Genomic DNA, 17,256 nt, shown 5'->3' on the forward strand with positions numbered 1-17,256 from the left:
ATGATTTTGATTAAACCTTTTGTTACAGAAAAATCTTCTCAAGGAGAGAAAAATAATTGTTATACATTATCTGTAAATGTGAATTATAATAAAATTCAAATAAAGAAAGAAATTAAAAAAAAATTTGGATTTTCCGTAAAAAATGTCAGAACCATGATTTATCCTAGAAAAGATAAATCTAAATATACTAAAAAAGGATTTCTTTATGGAAAAACCAAAAAAATGAAAAAAGTTATTATTCAATTTAAAGAAAATCAGAAAATTGATTTTTTTAATCAACAAGAAGTTTAATGTCAATTAGAAAGTTAAAACCTATTACTCCTGGTCAACGTTTTAGAGTTAAAAATTGTTTAGATCAAATTACAAAACGTAAACCAGAAAAAACCTTAGTTAAAAATCAATGTAAGTCTGGAGGACGAAATAATACTGGACGAATGACTATACGTTATTCTGGAGGAGGACATAAAAGAAAGTATAGAGTAATAGATTTTAAAAGAAAAAAATTTGGAATTCCTGCTATTATAAAGTCTATAGAATATGATCCAAATAGATCTTCTTTAATAGCTTTGTTATATTATAAAGATGGAGAAAAAAAATATATTGTAGCTATGGATGGATTCAAAATAGGTCAGGAAATTATTTCTGGAAAAAACATTCCTTTTCATATAGGAAATTCTACTTTTTTAAGTGAAATCCCTTTGGGTACTAATATTTCTTGTATAGAACTTAGACCCGGTCAAGGAGCAAAAATCGCAAGAAGTGCAGGATCTTTTGCTCAATTGTTCGCAAAAGATAAAAAATATGCTACTATTAAATTACCTTCGGGAGAAATGAGAATGATCTTGATTACTTGTATGGCAACAATCGGAGTTGTATCTAATCCTGATCATCAATTAGAAACATACGGTAAAGCTGGTAAAAAAAGACATTTTGGGAAACGTCCTAGAACTAGAGGAGTGGCTATGAACCCTGTAGATCATCCAATGGGAGGTGGAGAAGGAAAAGCATCTGGAGGAATTCCTAGAAGTAGAACGGGAAAGCCTTCTAAAGGATTCAGAACTCGTTCTAAAAAACGATATTCTAATAAATATATTTTACAAAGAAGAAAAAATAAATTTTTATTATGGCAAGATCCTTAAAAAAAGGTCCATATGTATCTCATAAATTGTACAAAAAAGTATTAAATAATCTGAAATTAGAAAAAAAAACTGTTATTAAAACTTGGTCTAGACCATCTACCATTTTACCTGATTTTGTAGGACAAACATTTGCTGTTCATAATGGAAAACAATTTATTAATGTGTATATCACTGAAAATATGATTGGACATAAGTTAGGAGAATTTGCTCCTACTCGAACTTTTAGAGGACATGCTGGATCTAAGAATAAATTGAAAATAAAGAAATAATATAATATGAAACAGGAAACTAATATAGTTTCAGCTTCTCTAAATGGTGTAAGATGTTCTCCAAGAAAAATGAGATCGGTAGTGGATTTAATTAGAAATAAAGAGATCCAAAAAGCTTTGGATATACTGACATATAGTGGAAAAAAAAGAATATCTTTTTTTTTGAAAAAACTGCTTATTTCTTTGTTGTCTAATTGGAAACAAAAGTATGAGGAATTTTCTTCTGGAGAAGAGTTATATATAAAAGAAATTAAAGTCAATCAAGGAAAAACCTTAAAAAGGTTACGTCCTGTTCCTCAAGGAAGAGGACATAGAATTAGAAAAAAATCAAGTCATGTTTTAGTTTTTTTAGAAAAAAGAAAAGAAATGTAATTTTTATATATGGGACAAAAAACAAATCCAATTGTTAATCGTCTTGGGATTATTACAGGATGGCAATCTAGCTGGTGCAATAATTACAAAGATCGAATACAGGAAGATTTTAAAGTAAGAAGATATATAGAAGCTAGATTACCAAAAGGTATTGTTTCTAGAATTTTCATTGAAAGAACTTTAAAATTTATTACTATTACTATTCGTACATCTCGTCCTGCTCTTGTTATAGGAAAAGGAGGAGATGAAGTAGACACTGTTCGAAAAGAATTGAAAAAACTTACTAAAAAAGAAGTTCAGATTAATATATCTGAAGTTAAACGTCCTGAATTAGATGCTCCATTAGTAGCTAAAGGTATAGTTAGACAATTAGAAAATAGAATTTCTTATAAAAAAGCAATTAAATTGTCTATCCTATCTGCTATGAGGATGAACGCTCAAGGTATAAGAATTCAAATTTCTGGAAGACTGAATGGTTCAGAAATGGCTAGATGTGAAACTTATAAAGAAGGACGAATTTCGTTAGGAACTTTTCGTGCGGATGTAGATTATCATATGTCTGTGGCAAATACAGTTTATGGAAGTATAGGAATTAAAGTATGGATAATGAAAGGAGAAGTATATGGAAAAAGAGAATTATCTCCTTTTTTAGGAATGCAAAAAAAACAAAGAGGAAATAAAGCAACTCATAGAAAAAAGAAATAGTATATATTTTATGTTGCAACCAAAAAAAACAAAATATAAAAAAAAACAAAAGGGAAGGATTCGTGGAAATTCTAAGAAAGGGATCACTCTTTCTAGAGGTTTATATGGAATTAAAGCCTTAGAAGGAGCTTGGATCTCTTCAAAACAATTGGAAGCAGCTCGAGTAGCCGCTACTAGATATATGAAAAGAGAAGGAAAATTATGGATTAATATTTTTCCAGATAAACCAGCTACAAAAAAGCCTCAAGAAGTACGTATGGGAAAAGGAAAAGGACCCGTTGAATTTTGGGTATCTGTGGTTAAACCTGGAAGAATTTTGTTTGAAGTTGATGGAGTAGAAATAAATGTAGCAAAAGAAGCTTTAAGATTAGCCGCTCAAAAACTTCCTATTAAAATGAAATTCGTTTTTTCTAATGAAATTAAATTATGAAAAATTCAGAGATAAAAACTTTATTAATTGATGATTTGATTTATGAAATTCAAGTTCATGAAAAAAATTATCAAAATATAAAATTTTATCATTCTATAAAAATACATAAGAATCCCATGATAATTAGAATTTTAAGAAGAAAAATTGCTAGATTGAAAACTGAATTGAATAAAAAAATAAATGATAGAAAAACAAAAAAAATTTAGGAATAGTAGAAAACAAAAACAAGGAATAGTTGTAAGTGATAAAATGGATAAAACTATTGTAGTCTCTGAGGTTAGAAAAGTGAAACATAGATATTATGAAAAAAGTATTGTAAGGAAAAAAAAATACATGGTTCACGATGAAAAAAATGTATCTAAAAATGGGGATAAAGTTAGTATTATGGAAATGCGTCCTATAAGCAAAAAAAAATGTTGGAGATTGGTGTCCATATTAGAAAAATCTAAATAATTTATGTTACAACAAGAATCTATTTGTAAAGTTTCGGATAATACAGGAGCAAAAGAAGCTTTGATTATTAGAGTACTAGGTGGAACTAAAAAAAGATATGCTTCTCTAGGAGATTCTATAGTTGTTACTATAAAAGTAGCTGTTTCCGGAGGAAGTACAGTTAAAAAAGGTCAGGTGTCTAAAGCAGTGATTATTAGAACAAAAAACAGAACAAAAAGAAAAGATGGATCTTATATAAGTTTTGATGATAATGCTTGTGTATTGATTAATGCTTCTGGAGAAATGATAGGAACAAGAGTTTTTGGTCCTGTAGCAAGAGAACTTAGAGAAAAAGAATATATGAAAATTATATCTTTAGCACAAGAAGTGCTATAAAACGAATCTGATAATGATAATATCATGTCAAAAATAAAAAAAGAAGATAAAGTATTGATTTTATCAGGAAATCATAAAGGAAATGAAGGTATTGTTTCAAAAATTTATCCTAAAAAAAATAAGGTTTTTATACGTGGTATAAATATGATAAAAAGACATTCGAAACCTAGTGTTAAAAATCCTAAAGGAGGAATTATAGAAAAAGAAGCTCCTATTCATATATCTAATTTAAGAAAGAAAAAGGATGACGTATCAATCTAGATTACAAAAATTGTACAAGGAAGAAATTGTTCCAAGTTTAATGAAAAAATTTAGATACAAATCTATTATGGAAGTTCCTAAATTAAAAAAAATAGTAGTCCATCAAGGAGTTGGTTTATCTGTCATTGACAAAAAAATAATAGATTTTTCTATGAAAGAAATAACGGATATAACAGGACAAAAAGCTATTCTTTGTTATTCTAAACATGATGAATCTGGTTTTAAATTAAGAAAAGGAATGCCAATAGGAGTAAAAGTTACTTTACGAAGAATAAAAATGTTTGAATTTTTAGAACGATTGATTGTTGTTTCTTTACCTAGAGTTAGAGATTTTAATGGAGTAAAAGAAAGCAGTTTTGACGGTTATGGGAATTATAATATGGGAATAATGGAACAAGTTATTTATCCTGAAATAAATATTGATAAAATTAGAAAAAATATGGGAATGAATATTACATTTGTGACTTCTGCTAAAAATGATATTGAGGCTAAAAATCTTTTATCTTCTTTTGGCATACCTTTCAAAAAAAAATAAAAATGGCTAAAGAATCGGTAAAAGCAAGACAAAGAAAAAGAGAAAAAATGGTAATGAAATATGCAAATAAAAGAAAAAGTCTAAAAAAATCTAAAAATTATGAATTGTTACAAAAATTACCTAAAGATGCATCTCCTGTTCGTTTGAGAAACAGATGTTCCATTACTGGAAGATGTAGAGGGTATATGCGTCAGTTTGGTGTTTCTCGTATTGTTTTTAGAAATTTGGTTTCCCAAGGTTTAATTCCTGGTGTAAAAAAGGCAAGTTGGTAGCTAAAATATATTAGTGTGATATGGATACGATAGCTGATTTTTTAACTAGAATTAGAAATGCCAGTTTAGCAAAACATAAACTTTTAGAAGTCCCCTCTTCTAAAATAAAAAAAGAAATTTCTGATGTTTTATTGGAAAATGGATATATTTTAAGTTATAAAATAGAAAAAAGTAAAAAAACTATTAAAATTGCTTTAAAATATTTTCAAGGAAAAACCTCTGTTATCCAACATATAATCAGAATAAGCAAGCCAGGACTTAGAAAATATTGCAAATATAAAAATTTACCTCGTGTGTTAAATGGATTAGGAATTGCTATAATTTCTACTTCTAATGGAGTGATAACAGATAAACAAGCAAGAAAAAAAAGAATAGGGGGAGAAATTTTGTGTTATGTGTATTAGTTAAATAATATTTTGAAATGTCTAGAATTGGAAAAAAACCTATTCCTATTCCTGAAAATGTAAATATAAAGATATTTGACAATAAAATATTAGTGAAAGGAAATTTAGGTTCTTTAAGTCAAGAGATTTCCAAGAAATTGGAATTTAGTTTAAAAAAAGATTTATTGATAATTACTAGAATTCAAGAAGATAAAGAATCTAAATCTTTACATGGATTATATCGTGTTTTAATTAATAACATGATTATAGGTGTTACAAAAGGGTTTATTAAAGAACTGGAATTAGTAGGAATTGGATATAGAGCTTCTTATAAAGAAAATATTTTAGAACTAAATCTAGGTTTTTCTCATAATATCATGATGCAGATTCCTGAAGAAATTTATGTAGAAATAAAATCGGAAAAGAGTAAAAATCCTATTTTAGTTTTAAAATCTTATGATAAACAACTTTTAGGGATAGTATCTGCTAAAATTAGATCTTTCAGAATTCCTGATCCTTATAAGGGAAAAGGAATAAGATATTTAGGAGAAGAAATTCGTAAAAAGGCTGGAAAATCAGCTTAATTTTTATTAAAATGAAAAAAAAAAAACCGAAAAAAATTTTTGGAGAATTAGATAGACCTAGAATTTCTGTTTTCAGAAGTAATAAACAAATTTATGCTCAAATTATAGATGATATTTCTGGAAATACTTTGGTTTCATCATCATCGAAAGAAAAAATATTTCATAATTATAAAAAAACAAAAATAGAGTTATCTAATGAAGTAGGAAAATTATTAGGAAATAGAGCTAAAAAATTGAAAATAAAAAAATTAATATTTGATAAAGGAAGATATTTATATCATGGAAGAATTAGATCTTTAGCTGAAGGAATTAGAGAAATTGGATTAAAGTTTTAAAAAAAATATATGATATAATGTATGATCAAAAAATAAAGTCTACAGGATTAGAATTAAAAGAAAAATTGGTTGGAGTTACAAGAGTATGTAAGGTGACTAAAGGAAGGAGATATTTTAGTTTTAGTGCTATTGTCATTAAAGGAAATGAAAATGGAATAGTAGGTTATGGTTTTGGAAAGTCTAAAGAAGCACCTGATGCAATTCATAAAGCTGGAGAACAGGCTAAAAGAAATCTTTGTAAAGTTTGTATTTCTAATGGAACTATTCCTCATGAACAAGAAGCTAAGTATGGAGGAGCTCACATACTAATTCGTCCAGCTTCTGATGGAACTGGAATTATAGCCGGAGGTCCATTAAAAGCAGTTCTTGAAGCTACTGGATTAAGAAATGTTTTGTCAAAATCTAAAGGATCTTCTAATCATCATAATGTTATTAAAGCTACTATAAAAGCATTAAGTTATATGAGAGATGTTCATATTATAGCAAAACAGAGAGGAATTAGTATCAAAAAAGTATATAATGGATGAAAACTTAATAAATCGATTATGTCCAAAAAACGGATCTCATAAAAAAAAATTAAGATTGGGAAGAGGACAGGGGTCTGGGAAAGGAGGGACTTGTGGAAGAGGACACAAAGGAGCCAAATCTAGATCTGGTTTTTCCAAAAAAAGAGGATTTGAAGGAGGGCAAATGCCTCTTCAAAGAAGAATACCTAAATTTGGATTTAGGAGACATTTTTTACGTAAAAAATTTGTTTTGATTAATTTAGATACAATTCAAAATTTTGTAAATCAAGGCAAAATTAAAGATATAGTCAATCCAGAAATTTTATTAAAAAATAATTTAGCAAAAAAAGATGATTTGGTGAAAATATTAGGGAGAGGAACCCTTAATTCTTCATTAAAAATATACGCATATAAGTTTAGCAAAAAAGCCTTGTTACATATCAAAAAATCGGGAGGGGAAGCTTTATCTATATGATAAAATCAATATATGGATAATCTTTTAAGATCTTTTTATCATATTTGGAATATTAAAGAATTACGAAAAAAAATAATAGCAACTCTAAGTTTATTGTTGGTATATCGTTTTGGTGCTTATATCCCTCTTCCAGGAATTAATCCTTTAGGAATTAGTGATTTTATAGAAAAATTTAATTCAGGATCCAAAGGATTGATGCAAATTTTATCCTCTTTTACTGGAGGAGCTTTTAATAGAGCTTCAGTTTTTGCTTTAGGGATTATGCCTTATATATCTGCTTCTATTATTATTCAATTGATGTGCATAATCATTCCTTATTTACAAAGATTGCAAAGAGATGGAGAAAGTGGTAGAAAACAAATTAGTTTAATTACAAGATGGTTAACAGTAGGAATATGTTTAATACAAGCTCCTGTCTATCTTATTTCTTTAACTCAACAATTTATTCCTTTTTCTTCAAATTCTTCTGATAAAACCTATTTAATTGATATAAATACTTTTTATGGAAAAAGTATGTTTTGGATTATAGGAATAATGATTTTAACTTCTGGTACTTTATTTACCATGTGGTTAGGAGATAAAATAACAGACAAAGGAATAGGAAATGGAATTTCTTTGATAATTATGTCCGGAATAATAGCACGTTTTCCAGACGCAGTTGCTAAAGAAATTTTTAGCAAATTAGAAATTGGTAGTGGAGGATTCATAATTTTATTTCTTGAATTTTTATTATGGTTATTGGTAATTTTATTTTCTATTATAATCATTCAAGCTATTAGAAAAATACCGGTACAATATGTCTCTCATTATAAATCTTTGGAAGTAGGATCTCAGTTGATACAAAAAAAACATCAGTATATTCCACTTAAAATGACAGCAGCAGGTGTAATGCCTATTATATTTTCTCAAGCTATTATGCTTTTCCCTTTAACTTTTTCTGATTATGTAAAAAATGTTAATATTAAGAATTTTTTTCATCTTTTTCAAGATATTTATGGTTTATGGTATAATTTAACTATTTCTATATTAGTGATAGTTTTTACTTTTTTTTATACGGCTATTACAATTCCAGTAAATCAAATGGCTGACGATTTAAAAAGAAATGGGGGTCATATTCCAAGAATTAAACCAGGAAAAGAAACTGCTGAATATATAGATCATGTTTTATCTAAAATAACACTTCCTGGAGCTATTTTATTAGCAATAATTGCTATTTTTCCTTCTATAGTTTTTCGTATGGGAATTACTCAAAATTTTGCATTATTTTATGGAGGAACATCATTATTAATTGTAGTAGGAGTAATTTTAGATATTTCACAACAAGTGAATATTCATTTATTAAATTATCATTATGATGAATTAATGATGGTAAAAAATCGTAGTGGTAGATATACTAGATTATAATTTTTTTTGTATATTATTTGGTAAATATATTTGTATGGCTAAACAAAAGCATATTGAAGTTGATGGAATCATTATAGAATCCTCTCCAAATGCAATGTTTCGTGTTGAATTGGAAAATGGATGTATTGTTAAAGCTCATATTTCCGGAAAAATGAGAATGCATTATATAAAAATACTACCAGGAGATAAAGTAAGATTGGAAATGTCTTCTTATGACTTAGAAAGAGGTAGAATAACTTATAGATATTAAATTAAATATTATTATTTTTATGAAAGTAAGAGCTTCTTTAAAAAAAAGAACTGAAAATTGTAAAATAGTCAGTAGAAAAGGACGTTTGCGAATTATTAACAAAAAAAATCCTAGATTTAAACAAAAACAGGGGTAAATTAATATGTCAGTTCGAATTTCAGGAGTAGATCTTCCTAGATCTAAAAGAGGGATCATAGGTCTTACTTATTTGTATGGAATAGGAAAAAGTTTATCAAAAATTATTTTGCATTCTGTTGGAATAGACGAAAATAAAAAAATAGAAAATTGGTCCGATGATGATATCAGTAAAGTTAGAAAGTATATATCCAATAATATAAAAATTGAGGGGGAATTAAGATCTGAAATACAATTCAATGTTAAACGATTGATGGATATAGGTTGTTATGTAGGAACAAGACATAGAAAAGGATTGCCGTTAAGAGGTCAAAAAACAAAAAATAATTGTAGAACTAGAAAAGGAAAAAAGAAAACTGTAGCAAATAAAAAGAAAGTTACAAAATGATAAAATAATCTTATGGCAAAATCATCATTGGGAAGAAAAAGATCTGTAGTAGTAGATTCTTTGGGCGAAGCTCATATTCAATCTACTTTTAATAATATTGTTATAACTTTAACTAACAAAAAAGGAGAAGTTATAGCTTGGTCTTCTGCTGGAAAAATGAATTTTAAGGGGTCTAAAAAGAACACTCCATATGCCGCTCAAATGGCTGCAGAAAATGTAGCAAAAGAAGCTATAAATGCTGGAATTAAAAAAGTAGAGGTTAAAGTAAAGGGACCTGGAGCTGGTAGAGATGCTGCTATACGAGCTTTAAGCAATTCAGGAATTGTGGTAACAATAATAAAAGATATAACTCCTTTACCACACAATGGCTGTAGACCTCCCAAAAGAAGAAGAGTTTGATATCTTTTTTAATTATGGCAAAATATATAGGACCTAAAACAAAAATTTCTAGAAGATTTGGAGAATGTATTTATGGAGAAGATAAATATTTTGATAGAAGAAAATATCCATCCGGACAACATGGAAATAATCGTAGAAGAGGAAAACGTTCTGAGTATTTTATACAGTTGATAGAAAAACAAAAAGCAAAATATACTTACGGAATATTAGAACGTCAATTTGAGAAATTATTTTTTGAAGCTGCAAGAAAAAAAGGAATAACCGGAGAATTATTATTGCAAGCATGTGAAAGTCGTCTTGATAATATAGTTTTTAGACTTAAATTCGCTCCATCTAGATCTTCTGCTCGCCAAATAGTTTCTCATAGACATATTTTTGTAAATGATCGTATAGTGAATATTCCATCTTTTAGATTAAAGCCAGGAGATAAAATAGGAGTAAGAGAAAAATCCAAAAAACATCCAATTATATTAGATTCTATACAAAAAAAAACAGGAACATTGGTTGAATGGTTAATTTTTGATGAAAAAAATATGGTAGGTATATTTAGGGTTATGCCAAAAAGAACACAAATTCCTGAAAATATTAAAGAGCAACTCATTGTGGAATTATATTCAAAATAATAGAAGTGAATCATATGGCTATTCTAGATTTCGTCAAACCTGATAGAATTGCAATGTCTGAATTTTCAGATAATAAAGGTATTTTTCATTTAAAACCGTTAGAACCTGGATATGGAATCACCTTGGGAAATGCATTAAGAAGAGTTTTATTAGGATCTTTAAAAGGTTTTGCAGTAACTTCTATTAGAATTAAAGGAGTTAAATATGAATTTTCTACTATAGAAGGAGTAGTAGAAGATGTGACTGAAATCGTATTGAATTTTAAAAAAATTCGTTTGAAACAAAAAATATCAGGAATTCATAAAGAAACAGTGAATGCATCTATACATCATGGAAAACAGGTTACGGGAGGATATTTAAATAAATTCATTTCCGGATTTCATATTTTAAACGAAAATTTAGTGATTTGTAATAAAGATGAATCTATACCACTAGAAATCAGTTTTACAATTGAAGAAGGAAGAGGTTATGTCCCTGCAGAAGAAAATAAAAAAAATAATGATCATTTAATTGGAACAATTCCTATAGATTCTATTTATACTCCTATTAGAAACGTGAAATACACAATAGAAAATTGTAGAGTAGGTCAAAAAACTGATTTTGAAAATCTTTCTTTAGAAATTCAAACGGATGGTTCTATATGTCCAAAATCAGCTTTAATGGAAGCTTCTAAAATATTAATTCAATATTTTTCTATTTTTTCTCATGAAAAAATAGGAAAAAAGAAACAAGAAGAAATTAACAAAGACAAAAAATATGATGAAGAATTCTTGCGAATGAGGACTTTGTTAAAGTCTAAATTAAGTGACATGGATTTATCTGTTCGTACTAAAAATTGTTTAAAATCTGCATCTATAGAATCTATAGCCGATTTAGTTAGTTGTAACAGAAATAATATGTTAAAAATGAGAAATTTTGGTAAAAAATCTTTAGATGAGTTAGAAAGTAAAATGAAAGAAAAGGGATTATGTTTTGGAATGGAAATATCAGAATATAGATTAAATAATAAAGAAAATAATAAAGAATAGATGAATCATAGAAATAAGAATAATCATTTAGGAAGAAAATATGGACATCGGAAATCTATTCTTTCTAATCTTGCTTCTTCTTTGATTAAGAAAAAAAAAATTTTTACAACTTTAGCTAAAGCAAAAGCTTTAAAAAAATATGTTGAACCTATTATTACAAAATCTAAAATAAACACAACTCATTCCAAAAGAAATATTTTTTCGTATTTGAGAGATAAGACAGCTGTTTCTGAGTTATTTAAAAATCTTTTTGATAAAGTTAGACTTCGTTCAGGTGGGTATACTAGAATAATAAAAACTGGATTTCGTTTTGGAGACCAAGCTATTCTTTCTTTTATTGAATTTGTAGATTTTAATGATATTTATACATCTAAAAAGATCATAAAATCTGTAAGACGTAGCAGAAAAAAAAACAGACAAACAAAAATGAACAATGAGCAAAATAAAAAGCATTCAGGCTAGGCAAATATTAGATTCAAGAGGAAATCCTACTGTAGAAGTCGATGTAATTACGGACAAAGGGGTGTTGGGACGTGCTTCTGTTCCATCTGGAGCTTCAAAAGGAGAAAATGAGGCTTTTGAATTACGTGATAATAAAAAAGATATTTTTTGTGGAAACGGAGTTTTAAAGGCTATTCATAATATTAATAGTATTATCAGTTCTGAATTAATTGGAAAATCTGTTTTTGATCAGATTTATATTGATAAATTAATGTTAGAATTAGATGGTACGATTAATAAAAAAAGACTGGGAGCAAATTCTATCTTAGCAGTATCATTAGCTGTAGCTAGAACTGCATCTAACGAACTTAGAATTCCTCTTTATAAATACATAGGAGGAGTTTATACAAATGTTTTACCTATCCCTTTAATTAATATTGTAAATGGAGGGAGGCATTCTAATGCAACTATAGCTTTTCAAGAATTTATGATAGTTCCTGTTAAATCTAATACTTTTTTGGAAGCTCTTCAAATGGGATATAAGGTTTTTTATCAATTAAAAGATATTTTACATCAAAAAGGATTATCTACAAGTGTAGGAGATGAAGGTGGATTTTCTCCTAATTTTAATGGAATAGAAGATGTTTTAGACCATATTTTAGAAGCTATACATATGGCCAATTATGAACCTTATGATCAAATAGGAATAGCTATAGATTGTGCTGCTTCTGAATTTTATTCAGATAATAAATATAACTATTCTAAATTTGAAAAAAAAACAGAAAATTCAGACAAATCTAGAGAAGAACATGTTGATTATTTATCTTATTTAATTAGAAGATATCCAATTATATCTATTGAAGATGGAATGGATCAAAATGATTGGGATGGATGGAAATTACTAACAAATGAAATGGGAGACAAAATACAATTGGTAGGAGATGATCTTTTTGTTACTCAAGTTGGAAAATTAAATGAGGGAATCAAAAGAAAAATAGCAAATTCTATTCTTATAAAAGTAAATCAAGTAGGGACACTCACAGAAACAATTGAAACGATCAATTTAGCTAAAAAAATAAAGTATAAAAACATTATATCTCATCGGTCAGGAGAGACAGAGGATTCTTTCATTGCAGATTTTTCTGTTGCATTGAACATAGAACAAATAAAAACCGGTTCTATTTGTCGTTCTGAAAGAATTTCAAAATATAATCAATTATTACGTATTGAAGAAACGCTTGGTAAATATTCTCTTTATTCAGGATGGAATCATACATAAGTATAAGTATTCTATTCTATACAATGATGAATTAAGAACCAATGGTAATTTTAGTTTTTATACTTGGATATTTATTCATTACTCTTGAAAACTTATTTTCTTTAAATAAAGTTATTCCATCTATTTTAATGGCGGTTACGTGTTGGTCGTTAATTCTGTTATTTCATCTTCCTGTTTATGAACTAGATCAACATTTAATAATCAAAAAGGATCCTAAGCATTTATTATTATTTCATTTAGCGAAAGCTTCTGAAATTGTTTTTTTTCTTATTGGGGCTATGTCTATTATTGCTGTAATTGAAAAATATTCTGGATTTGAAGCTTTAAGAGAATTATTTTATGCAAAAACAAAACGTAAATTTTTGTGGATAATAAGTTTAGTTTCTTTTTTATTATCTGCTATAATAGATAATCTCACTGCAAGTATTGTTTTAATTTCTCTTCTTAGAAAAACAATTTCTAATTATAAAGAACGTTTGTATTACTTGGGGATAGTGATTATATCTGCTAATGCAGGAGGAGTTTGGTCTCCAATTGGAGATATAACCACGACAATGTTATGGATTTCTAACAAAGTGACTACTATATATCTTATAAAAAAGATACTTATCCCTTCTATATTATGTATGTGTGTATCCACATTCATAGCGTCTTGTCTTCCTATTTTCAATGGATCTTTTCAAATTAAAAAAAATGAATTATCAAAAGATCATCTTAAAAGAGGTTTTTTTATGTTGAAAACAGGTTTGTTATTAATGTTACTTGTCCCTATTTACAAAATAATTACGGGTGTTCCCCCATATATGGGAATGATGTTTTCTCTTGGAATTCTACTTTGTGTAGTCAAAAAGTATAAATCAGAATGTTCTATAGACGATTTTTTTAAAAAATTGGATTTTTCTAGTATTTTGTTTTTTTTAGGAATTTTGCTGTCAGTTTCTTCTTTGGAATCTTTAGGAAAATTATATAATTTATCTAGTTGGATTAATGAAACTGTTTCTACATGGAAAATAACAACTTTTATATTTGGATTGATTTCTTCTATTATAGATAATGTCCCTCTAGTTGCTGCTACTATAGCCATGTTTTCTTATCCAATGGATCACGATTTATGGCACTTTATAGCTTATGTTTCTGGTACAGGTGGAAGTATTTTTCTTATAGGATCTGCTGCAGGAGTAGCAGCTATGGGAATGGAAAAAATAGATTTTTTTTGGTATTTAAAAAAAATTAGTTGGATAGCTTTAATCGGCTATATATCTGGATTTATTTACCTTTTAATTTAATTTATCCATTTTTTTCTTTGTAAGAATTCTATTAAATCTCCTCCTAAATATGAAAAAGGAAAAAAAAGTGGTAGTATGATTACTTTAAACCATAAAGGAAATGGATAAAAAAATACATGAAATAATGCTATAAAAAATAAAATGAATCCAGTTAACATTGCATGGGCCTTTTTCGCATTTTGTGCAAAAAAAGCAGTAATTGTTCCTCCCAATAAAGCACTAAATGCATAGAAAAAAATTAGAACCAAAAAAAATTCAGTAGGAGCTTCAATAAAAACATGTTTTAATTTTTTTAACGGAATGGATTGGATTTTAATGAACCACTTTTTTATAAATTTAATAGCAGAGAGTATTTCTATAATACTTATTGTCACACCAGTAGATACTGAGAATATATTACGATACATAAAGCATAATTGAAGTTCTTTTTTTGTTATTTTGTATTTTGTAAAAATAAACATCAATTTTTAATTTATTTTATTATGAATTCTACCTTAGAAAAAGATTGGATTCCAATCAAAAAATATGAAGATATTTTGTTTCTTTTTTGGAAAGGAATTTCTAAAATAGAAATAAACAGACCATGGTGTCATAATGCATTTCGTGTAGAAACAGTAAATGAAATGATAGATGCTGTGGATATATGTAATAAGAGAAGAGATATAGATGTGTTAATTATAACGGGAGCTGGAGATAAGTCTTTTTGTTCTGGAGGGGATCAAACCACCAGAGGTTTAGGAGGTTATTTAGATAAAAACGGAGTCCCAAGACTAAATATTTTAGAATTTTATAAAAAAATAAGAGAAATACCTAAGCCTGTCATAGCAATGGTAAATGGTTATGCAGTGGGAGGAGGACACGTATTACATGTAGTTTGCGATTTAACTATTGCATCTGATAATGCTATTTTTAGTCAAGTGGGACCAAAAGTAGGTTCTTTTGATGGAGGATTTGGATGTTCTTATTTAGCTCGTCATATTGGTCAAAAGAAAACAAGAGAAATGTGGTTTTTATGTAAAAAATATACTGCTAAAGAAGCATTAAAAATGGGATTAATCAATAAAGTTGTAAGTAGAAAAAAATTAGAAGAAGAAACCATAGAATGGTGTAAAATAATACAAAAGAGAAGTGCTATGTCTTTAAGAATGATAAAACGTTGTTTAAATGCAGAATTAGATGGACAACATGGATTAATGCAATTAGCAGGAGATGCTACTTTAATGTTTTATTTAATGGATGAATCTCAAGAAGGAAAAAAAGCTTTTTTAGAAAAAAGAGATCCTGATTTTAAGAAATTTACCAAATTTTTATGAAATTAAAATATTGGATAGATGCAGCTCGTTTTCATACTTTACCTTTGTCTTTTTCTGGAGTTACTTTAAGTTTTCTTATATCTCAATCTAGAGTAAATGTTAATTTAACTACATATATTTTATGTGTTTTAACAGCTTTGTTGTTACAAATATTAGCTAATTTTTCAAATGATTATGGAGATAGCATAACAGGAGTTGATAATTTTAAACGAATTGGCCCTAAAAGAACAGTTCAATGTGGTTTCATTTCTTTATATGAAATGAAAATAGCTATTTATTTATTTTCTGTATTGTCATTTTTATCCGGTCTTTTATTACTTTATCAAAGTATTTTATACACAAATGTTTTTATTTTTTTATTTTATATCATAGGAATTTTTGTCTGTATTTATAGTTCTATAAAATATTCTATTGGATCTTATCCTTATGGATATATAGTGGGAATAGGAGATTTATTTGTATTCATTTTTTTTGGAATTTTATCGGTACAAGGAAGTTATTTTTTATATACACAAACTTTACATATGGATATGTTTTTGTTATCTTTATCTATGGGGTTATTAAATGTGGCTGTTTTAAATATTAACAATATGAGAGATATGGATAATGATTATGAAAACGGAAAACATACTATAGCGGGATGGTTGGGAATAAAATATGCAAAATTATATCATATAACTTCTATATTCGTTTCAGTTATTTTAGGAGGTTTTTTTATATTTTTAAATCAAAAAACTATTTATCAATGGATTTTTTTTATATTGGTTGTTATTTTTTTGATTTTTCATGTAAAAAGAATAATTTTTTTAAAAAAGAATAAATTATTTAATTTAGAATTAAAAAAACTGATTTTAATTGTTTTTTTGTATGTCTTAAGTATAGGTATCAGCAATTTATTATAAAAATATATGAAAATCATTTTTTTTACTCATAGTACATTTGTATTAAAAATACATGATAAATATTTGTTAATAGATCCTTTTTTTTCTGGGAATCCTGTTTTTGACAATAAGAATTTTTTGAAATGTATTGATGATTTATTAATAAGAGTAGATTATATACTATTGACTCATGCTCATTATGATCACGTATGTGATGTAGAATTATTTTCACAAAAATTTCATGGTGTCTTGGTTATTTCTAATTATGAAATTTCTAATTATTTCGAAAAAAAAGGAATCAAAACATATGGTATGAATTATGGATCTTTCATTTCTTTTCCTTTCGGAAAATTAAAATATGTTTGGGCGAATCATTCTAGTGTTTTTAATGATGGAACTTATGGGGGAAATGCTGGAGGATTTCTATTACATACAAATGAAGGAAATTTGTACATATCAGGAGATACATCTTTAATGAGTGAAATGAATCTTATTCCTATTTTTGGAAAACTGAAACTTTCTGTTTTGCCGATAGGGGGTAGATATACTATGGATATAGAAGAAGCTATTCTTGCTTCAGATTTTTTAAAATGCAAAAAAATATTAGGAGTTCATTATAATACTTTTGAAGAGATTCGAATAAATAAAGATGAAGCTAAAAAAAAGTTTTATGAAAAAGGTAAAGAACTAATTTTATTAGAAATGGGAGAAAGTATATGTATTTAAAAAAGAATG

Annotated in this window: 31 protein-coding genes; 30 read left to right on the plus strand and 1 reads right to left on the minus strand. The window is 27.3% G+C overall.

Going from position 1 to position 17,256, the window contains the following annotated elements; genetic code table 11:
- The 27 genes from rplW to BLBBGE_RS01300 are packed head-to-tail and all read left to right on the plus strand — an operon-like array spanning position 1 to position 14,327.
- Complete coding sequence (gene rplW, locus BLBBGE_RS01170) at positions 1–291, plus strand: 50S ribosomal protein L23 (protein ID WP_012840775.1); 291 nt, start codon at positions 1–3, stop codon at positions 289–291.
- Positions 291–1,139 (plus strand): 50S ribosomal protein L2, encoded by an 849-nt coding sequence (rplB, locus tag BLBBGE_RS01175; protein WP_012840776.1) that lies wholly within the window; start codon positions 291–293, stop codon positions 1,137–1,139. The genes rplW and rplB overlap by 1 nt, the downstream gene beginning before the upstream one ends.
- Positions 1,124–1,408 (plus strand): 30S ribosomal protein S19, encoded by a 285-nt coding sequence (rpsS, locus tag BLBBGE_RS01180; protein ID WP_012840777.1) that lies wholly within the window; start codon positions 1,124–1,126, stop codon positions 1,406–1,408. The genes rplB and rpsS overlap by 16 nt, the downstream gene beginning before the upstream one ends.
- A 6-nt stretch (positions 1,409–1,414) precedes the next feature.
- Positions 1,415–1,780, plus strand: coding sequence for a 50S ribosomal protein L22 (gene rplV / locus BLBBGE_RS01185; protein ID WP_012840778.1), 366 nt, complete (start codon positions 1,415–1,417; stop codon positions 1,778–1,780).
- Positions 1,781–1,789: 9 nt separating this feature from the next.
- Positions 1,790–2,485 carry a 30S ribosomal protein S3 gene (rpsC, locus tag BLBBGE_RS01190; RefSeq protein ID WP_012840779.1) on the plus strand — a complete coding sequence of 232 codons (696 nt, stop codon included), beginning with the start codon at positions 1,790–1,792 and terminating at the stop codon, positions 2,483–2,485.
- 10 nt (positions 2,486–2,495) lie between these two features.
- A complete protein-coding gene (gene rplP / locus BLBBGE_RS01195; protein WP_012840780.1) occupies positions 2,496–2,915 on the plus strand; it encodes a 50S ribosomal protein L16 in 420 nt (139 codons plus the stop codon).
- Entirely contained in the window at positions 2,912–3,121 is a 210-nt protein-coding gene (gene rpmC / locus BLBBGE_RS01200; RefSeq protein ID WP_012840781.1) for a 50S ribosomal protein L29, read from the plus strand. Before rplP ends, rpmC begins: the two co-directional genes overlap by 4 nt.
- Positions 3,096–3,368, plus strand: coding sequence for a 30S ribosomal protein S17 (gene rpsQ / locus BLBBGE_RS01205; protein ID WP_012840782.1), 273 nt, complete (start codon positions 3,096–3,098; stop codon positions 3,366–3,368). Before rpmC ends, rpsQ begins: the two co-directional genes overlap by 26 nt.
- Before the next feature lie 3 nt (positions 3,369–3,371).
- Positions 3,372–3,743 carry a 50S ribosomal protein L14 gene (gene rplN, locus BLBBGE_RS01210; protein ID WP_012840783.1) on the plus strand — a complete coding sequence of 124 codons (372 nt, stop codon included), beginning with the start codon at positions 3,372–3,374 and terminating at the stop codon, positions 3,741–3,743.
- 24 nt (positions 3,744–3,767) lie between these two features.
- Positions 3,768–4,004 carry a 50S ribosomal protein L24 gene (rplX, locus tag BLBBGE_RS01215; protein ID WP_012840784.1) on the plus strand — a complete coding sequence of 79 codons (237 nt, stop codon included), beginning with the start codon at positions 3,768–3,770 and terminating at the stop codon, positions 4,002–4,004.
- A complete protein-coding gene (rplE, locus tag BLBBGE_RS01220) occupies positions 3,988–4,539 on the plus strand; it encodes a 50S ribosomal protein L5 (RefSeq protein WP_012840785.1) in 552 nt (183 codons plus the stop codon). Before rplX ends, rplE begins: the two co-directional genes overlap by 17 nt.
- A gap of 2 nt (positions 4,540–4,541) precedes the next feature.
- Positions 4,542–4,811: a 30S ribosomal protein S14 gene (rpsN, locus tag BLBBGE_RS01225; RefSeq protein ID WP_012840786.1), complete on the plus strand. Its 270-nt coding sequence runs from the start codon at positions 4,542–4,544 to the stop codon at positions 4,809–4,811.
- Between the two features lie 20 nt (positions 4,812–4,831).
- Positions 4,832–5,215 carry a 30S ribosomal protein S8 gene (gene rpsH, locus BLBBGE_RS01230; protein ID WP_012840787.1) on the plus strand — a complete coding sequence of 128 codons (384 nt, stop codon included), beginning with the start codon at positions 4,832–4,834 and terminating at the stop codon, positions 5,213–5,215.
- 17 nt (positions 5,216–5,232) lie between these two features.
- Positions 5,233–5,778: a 50S ribosomal protein L6 gene (gene rplF, locus BLBBGE_RS01235; protein ID WP_012840788.1), complete on the plus strand. Its 546-nt coding sequence runs from the start codon at positions 5,233–5,235 to the stop codon at positions 5,776–5,778.
- 11 nt (positions 5,779–5,789) lie between these two features.
- Positions 5,790–6,113 (plus strand): 50S ribosomal protein L18, encoded by a 324-nt coding sequence (gene rplR / locus BLBBGE_RS01240; RefSeq protein ID WP_012840789.1) that lies wholly within the window; start codon positions 5,790–5,792, stop codon positions 6,111–6,113.
- Positions 6,114–6,130: 17 nt separating this feature from the next.
- Positions 6,131–6,640, plus strand: coding sequence for a 30S ribosomal protein S5 (gene rpsE, locus BLBBGE_RS01245; protein WP_012840790.1), 510 nt, complete (start codon positions 6,131–6,133; stop codon positions 6,638–6,640).
- Positions 6,633–7,094: a 50S ribosomal protein L15 gene (gene rplO / locus BLBBGE_RS01250; RefSeq protein WP_012840791.1), complete on the plus strand. Its 462-nt coding sequence runs from the start codon at positions 6,633–6,635 to the stop codon at positions 7,092–7,094. The genes rpsE and rplO overlap by 8 nt, the downstream gene beginning before the upstream one ends.
- Before the next feature lie 12 nt (positions 7,095–7,106).
- Positions 7,107–8,498, plus strand: a complete 1,392-nt coding sequence (gene secY / locus BLBBGE_RS01255) for a preprotein translocase subunit SecY (RefSeq protein ID WP_012840792.1) — start codon at positions 7,107–7,109, stop codon at positions 8,496–8,498.
- Between the two features lie 34 nt (positions 8,499–8,532).
- A complete protein-coding gene (gene infA, locus BLBBGE_RS01260; protein WP_012840793.1) occupies positions 8,533–8,748 on the plus strand; it encodes a translation initiation factor IF-1 in 216 nt (71 codons plus the stop codon).
- A gap of 19 nt (positions 8,749–8,767) precedes the next feature.
- Complete coding sequence (gene rpmJ / locus BLBBGE_RS01265) at positions 8,768–8,884, plus strand: 50S ribosomal protein L36 (protein WP_012840794.1); 117 nt, start codon at positions 8,768–8,770, stop codon at positions 8,882–8,884.
- A gap of 6 nt (positions 8,885–8,890) precedes the next feature.
- Positions 8,891–9,271, plus strand: coding sequence for a 30S ribosomal protein S13 (gene rpsM, locus BLBBGE_RS01270; protein WP_012840795.1), 381 nt, complete (start codon positions 8,891–8,893; stop codon positions 9,269–9,271).
- Positions 9,272–9,283: 12 nt separating this feature from the next.
- A complete protein-coding gene (gene rpsK / locus BLBBGE_RS01275) occupies positions 9,284–9,670 on the plus strand; it encodes a 30S ribosomal protein S11 (protein ID WP_012840796.1) in 387 nt (128 codons plus the stop codon).
- Between the two features lie 14 nt (positions 9,671–9,684).
- On the plus strand, positions 9,685–10,293 hold the full coding sequence (rpsD, locus tag BLBBGE_RS01280) for a 30S ribosomal protein S4 (RefSeq protein WP_041936694.1): 609 nt from the start codon (positions 9,685–9,687) through the stop codon (positions 10,291–10,293).
- A gap of 14 nt (positions 10,294–10,307) precedes the next feature.
- On the plus strand, positions 10,308–11,321 hold the full coding sequence (locus BLBBGE_RS01285; RefSeq protein WP_012840798.1) for a DNA-directed RNA polymerase subunit alpha: 1,014 nt from the start codon (positions 10,308–10,310) through the stop codon (positions 11,319–11,321).
- The gene (gene rplQ / locus BLBBGE_RS01290; protein WP_012840799.1) at positions 11,322–11,783 is read left to right on the plus strand and encodes a 50S ribosomal protein L17; all 462 of its coding nucleotides are present in this window, start codon (positions 11,322–11,324) and stop codon (positions 11,781–11,783) included.
- Positions 11,755–13,041: a phosphopyruvate hydratase gene (gene eno / locus BLBBGE_RS01295; protein ID WP_012840800.1), complete on the plus strand. Its 1,287-nt coding sequence runs from the start codon at positions 11,755–11,757 to the stop codon at positions 13,039–13,041. The genes rplQ and eno overlap by 29 nt, the downstream gene beginning before the upstream one ends.
- Positions 13,042–13,082: 41 nt before the next feature.
- Complete coding sequence (locus BLBBGE_RS01300) at positions 13,083–14,327, plus strand: SLC13 family permease (RefSeq protein WP_012840801.1); 1,245 nt, start codon at positions 13,083–13,085, stop codon at positions 14,325–14,327.
- Here BLBBGE_RS01300 and BLBBGE_RS01305 read toward each other — a convergent pair.
- Positions 14,324–14,734 (minus strand): hypothetical protein, encoded by a 411-nt coding sequence (locus BLBBGE_RS01305; protein ID WP_041936754.1) that lies wholly within the window; start codon positions 14,732–14,734, stop codon positions 14,324–14,326. The two genes, BLBBGE_RS01300 and BLBBGE_RS01305, sit on opposite strands and share 4 nt — an antisense overlap.
- 75 nt (positions 14,735–14,809) lie before the next feature.
- Between BLBBGE_RS01305 and menB the strand changes: the two genes are divergently transcribed.
- Genes menB through BLBBGE_RS01320 form a run of 3 tightly spaced genes read left to right on the plus strand, consistent with a single transcriptional unit; the run spans position 14,810 to position 17,247 of the window.
- Positions 14,810–15,640 (plus strand): 1,4-dihydroxy-2-naphthoyl-CoA synthase, encoded by an 831-nt coding sequence (gene menB / locus BLBBGE_RS01310; RefSeq protein ID WP_012840803.1) that lies wholly within the window; start codon positions 14,810–14,812, stop codon positions 15,638–15,640.
- Positions 15,637–16,542, plus strand: coding sequence for a 1,4-dihydroxy-2-naphthoate octaprenyltransferase (gene menA, locus BLBBGE_RS01315; protein WP_012840804.1), 906 nt, complete (start codon positions 15,637–15,639; stop codon positions 16,540–16,542). The genes menB and menA overlap by 4 nt, the downstream gene beginning before the upstream one ends.
- A 6-nt stretch (positions 16,543–16,548) precedes the next feature.
- Positions 16,549–17,247 carry a metal-dependent hydrolase gene (locus tag BLBBGE_RS01320; protein ID WP_012840805.1) on the plus strand — a complete coding sequence of 233 codons (699 nt, stop codon included), beginning with the start codon at positions 16,549–16,551 and terminating at the stop codon, positions 17,245–17,247.
- Positions 17,248–17,256: the final 9 nt, after the last annotated feature.

This window comes from Blattabacterium sp. (Blattella germanica) str. Bge, from assembly GCF_000022605.2.
Classification (GTDB): domain Bacteria; phylum Bacteroidota; class Bacteroidia; order Flavobacteriales; family Blattabacteriaceae; genus Blattabacterium.

What these genes read in the sequence shown, in the direction of transcription:
- rpsS (WP_012840777.1), top strand. Translation starts at nt 1,124, where the DNA reads ATGGCAAGATCCTTAAAAAAAGGTCCATATGTATCTCATAAATTGTAC.
- rplV (WP_012840778.1), top strand. Translation starts at nt 1,415, where the DNA reads ATGAAACAGGAAACTAATATAGTTTCAGCTTCTCTAAATGGTGTAAGA.
- rplW (WP_012840775.1), top strand. Translation starts at nt 1, where the DNA reads ATGATTTTGATTAAACCTTTTGTTACAGAAAAATCTTCTCAAGGAGAG.
- rpmJ (WP_012840794.1), top strand. Translation starts at nt 8,768, where the DNA reads ATGAAAGTAAGAGCTTCTTTAAAAAAAAGAACTGAAAATTGTAAAATA.
- BLBBGE_RS01320 (WP_012840805.1), top strand. Translation starts at nt 16,549, where the DNA reads ATGAAAATCATTTTTTTTACTCATAGTACATTTGTATTAAAAATACAT.
- rplB (WP_012840776.1), top strand. Translation starts at nt 291, where the DNA reads ATGTCAATTAGAAAGTTAAAACCTATTACTCCTGGTCAACGTTTTAGA.
- rplO (WP_012840791.1), top strand. Translation starts at nt 6,633, where the DNA reads ATGGATGAAAACTTAATAAATCGATTATGTCCAAAAAACGGATCTCAT.
- rplX (WP_012840784.1), top strand. Translation starts at nt 3,768, where the DNA reads ATGTCAAAAATAAAAAAAGAAGATAAAGTATTGATTTTATCAGGAAAT.
- BLBBGE_RS01305 (WP_041936754.1), bottom strand. Translation starts at nt 14,734, where the DNA reads ATGTATCGTAATATATTCTCAGTATCTACTGGTGTGACAATAAGTATT.
- BLBBGE_RS01300 (WP_012840801.1), top strand. Translation starts at nt 13,083, where the DNA reads ATGGTAATTTTAGTTTTTATACTTGGATATTTATTCATTACTCTTGAA.
- rpsM (WP_012840795.1), top strand. Translation starts at nt 8,891, where the DNA reads ATGTCAGTTCGAATTTCAGGAGTAGATCTTCCTAGATCTAAAAGAGGG.
- rplP (WP_012840780.1), top strand. Translation starts at nt 2,496, where the DNA reads ATGTTGCAACCAAAAAAAACAAAATATAAAAAAAAACAAAAGGGAAGG.
- rpsQ (WP_012840782.1), top strand. Translation starts at nt 3,096, where the DNA reads ATGATAGAAAAACAAAAAAAATTTAGGAATAGTAGAAAACAAAAACAA.
- infA (WP_012840793.1), top strand. Translation starts at nt 8,533, where the DNA reads ATGGCTAAACAAAAGCATATTGAAGTTGATGGAATCATTATAGAATCC.
- menB (WP_012840803.1), top strand. Translation starts at nt 14,810, where the DNA reads ATGAATTCTACCTTAGAAAAAGATTGGATTCCAATCAAAAAATATGAA.
- eno (WP_012840800.1), top strand. Translation starts at nt 11,755, where the DNA reads ATGAGCAAAATAAAAAGCATTCAGGCTAGGCAAATATTAGATTCAAGA.
- menA (WP_012840804.1), top strand. Translation starts at nt 15,637, where the DNA reads ATGAAATTAAAATATTGGATAGATGCAGCTCGTTTTCATACTTTACCT.
- rpsE (WP_012840790.1), top strand. Translation starts at nt 6,131, where the DNA reads ATGTATGATCAAAAAATAAAGTCTACAGGATTAGAATTAAAAGAAAAA.
- rpmC (WP_012840781.1), top strand. Translation starts at nt 2,912, where the DNA reads ATGAAAAATTCAGAGATAAAAACTTTATTAATTGATGATTTGATTTAT.
- BLBBGE_RS01285 (WP_012840798.1), top strand. Translation starts at nt 10,308, where the DNA reads ATGGCTATTCTAGATTTCGTCAAACCTGATAGAATTGCAATGTCTGAA.
- secY (WP_012840792.1), top strand. Translation starts at nt 7,107, where the DNA reads ATGGATAATCTTTTAAGATCTTTTTATCATATTTGGAATATTAAAGAA.
- rpsD (WP_041936694.1), top strand. Translation starts at nt 9,685, where the DNA reads ATGGCAAAATATATAGGACCTAAAACAAAAATTTCTAGAAGATTTGGA.
- rplF (WP_012840788.1), top strand. Translation starts at nt 5,233, where the DNA reads ATGTCTAGAATTGGAAAAAAACCTATTCCTATTCCTGAAAATGTAAAT.
- rpsN (WP_012840786.1), top strand. Translation starts at nt 4,542, where the DNA reads ATGGCTAAAGAATCGGTAAAAGCAAGACAAAGAAAAAGAGAAAAAATG.
- rplE (WP_012840785.1), top strand. Translation starts at nt 3,988, where the DNA reads ATGACGTATCAATCTAGATTACAAAAATTGTACAAGGAAGAAATTGTT.
- rpsC (WP_012840779.1), top strand. Translation starts at nt 1,790, where the DNA reads ATGGGACAAAAAACAAATCCAATTGTTAATCGTCTTGGGATTATTACA.
- rplN (WP_012840783.1), top strand. Translation starts at nt 3,372, where the DNA reads ATGTTACAACAAGAATCTATTTGTAAAGTTTCGGATAATACAGGAGCA.
- rplR (WP_012840789.1), top strand. Translation starts at nt 5,790, where the DNA reads ATGAAAAAAAAAAAACCGAAAAAAATTTTTGGAGAATTAGATAGACCT.
- rpsK (WP_012840796.1), top strand. Translation starts at nt 9,284, where the DNA reads ATGGCAAAATCATCATTGGGAAGAAAAAGATCTGTAGTAGTAGATTCT.
- rplQ (WP_012840799.1), top strand. Translation starts at nt 11,322, where the DNA reads ATGAATCATAGAAATAAGAATAATCATTTAGGAAGAAAATATGGACAT.
- rpsH (WP_012840787.1), top strand. Translation starts at nt 4,832, where the DNA reads ATGGATACGATAGCTGATTTTTTAACTAGAATTAGAAATGCCAGTTTA.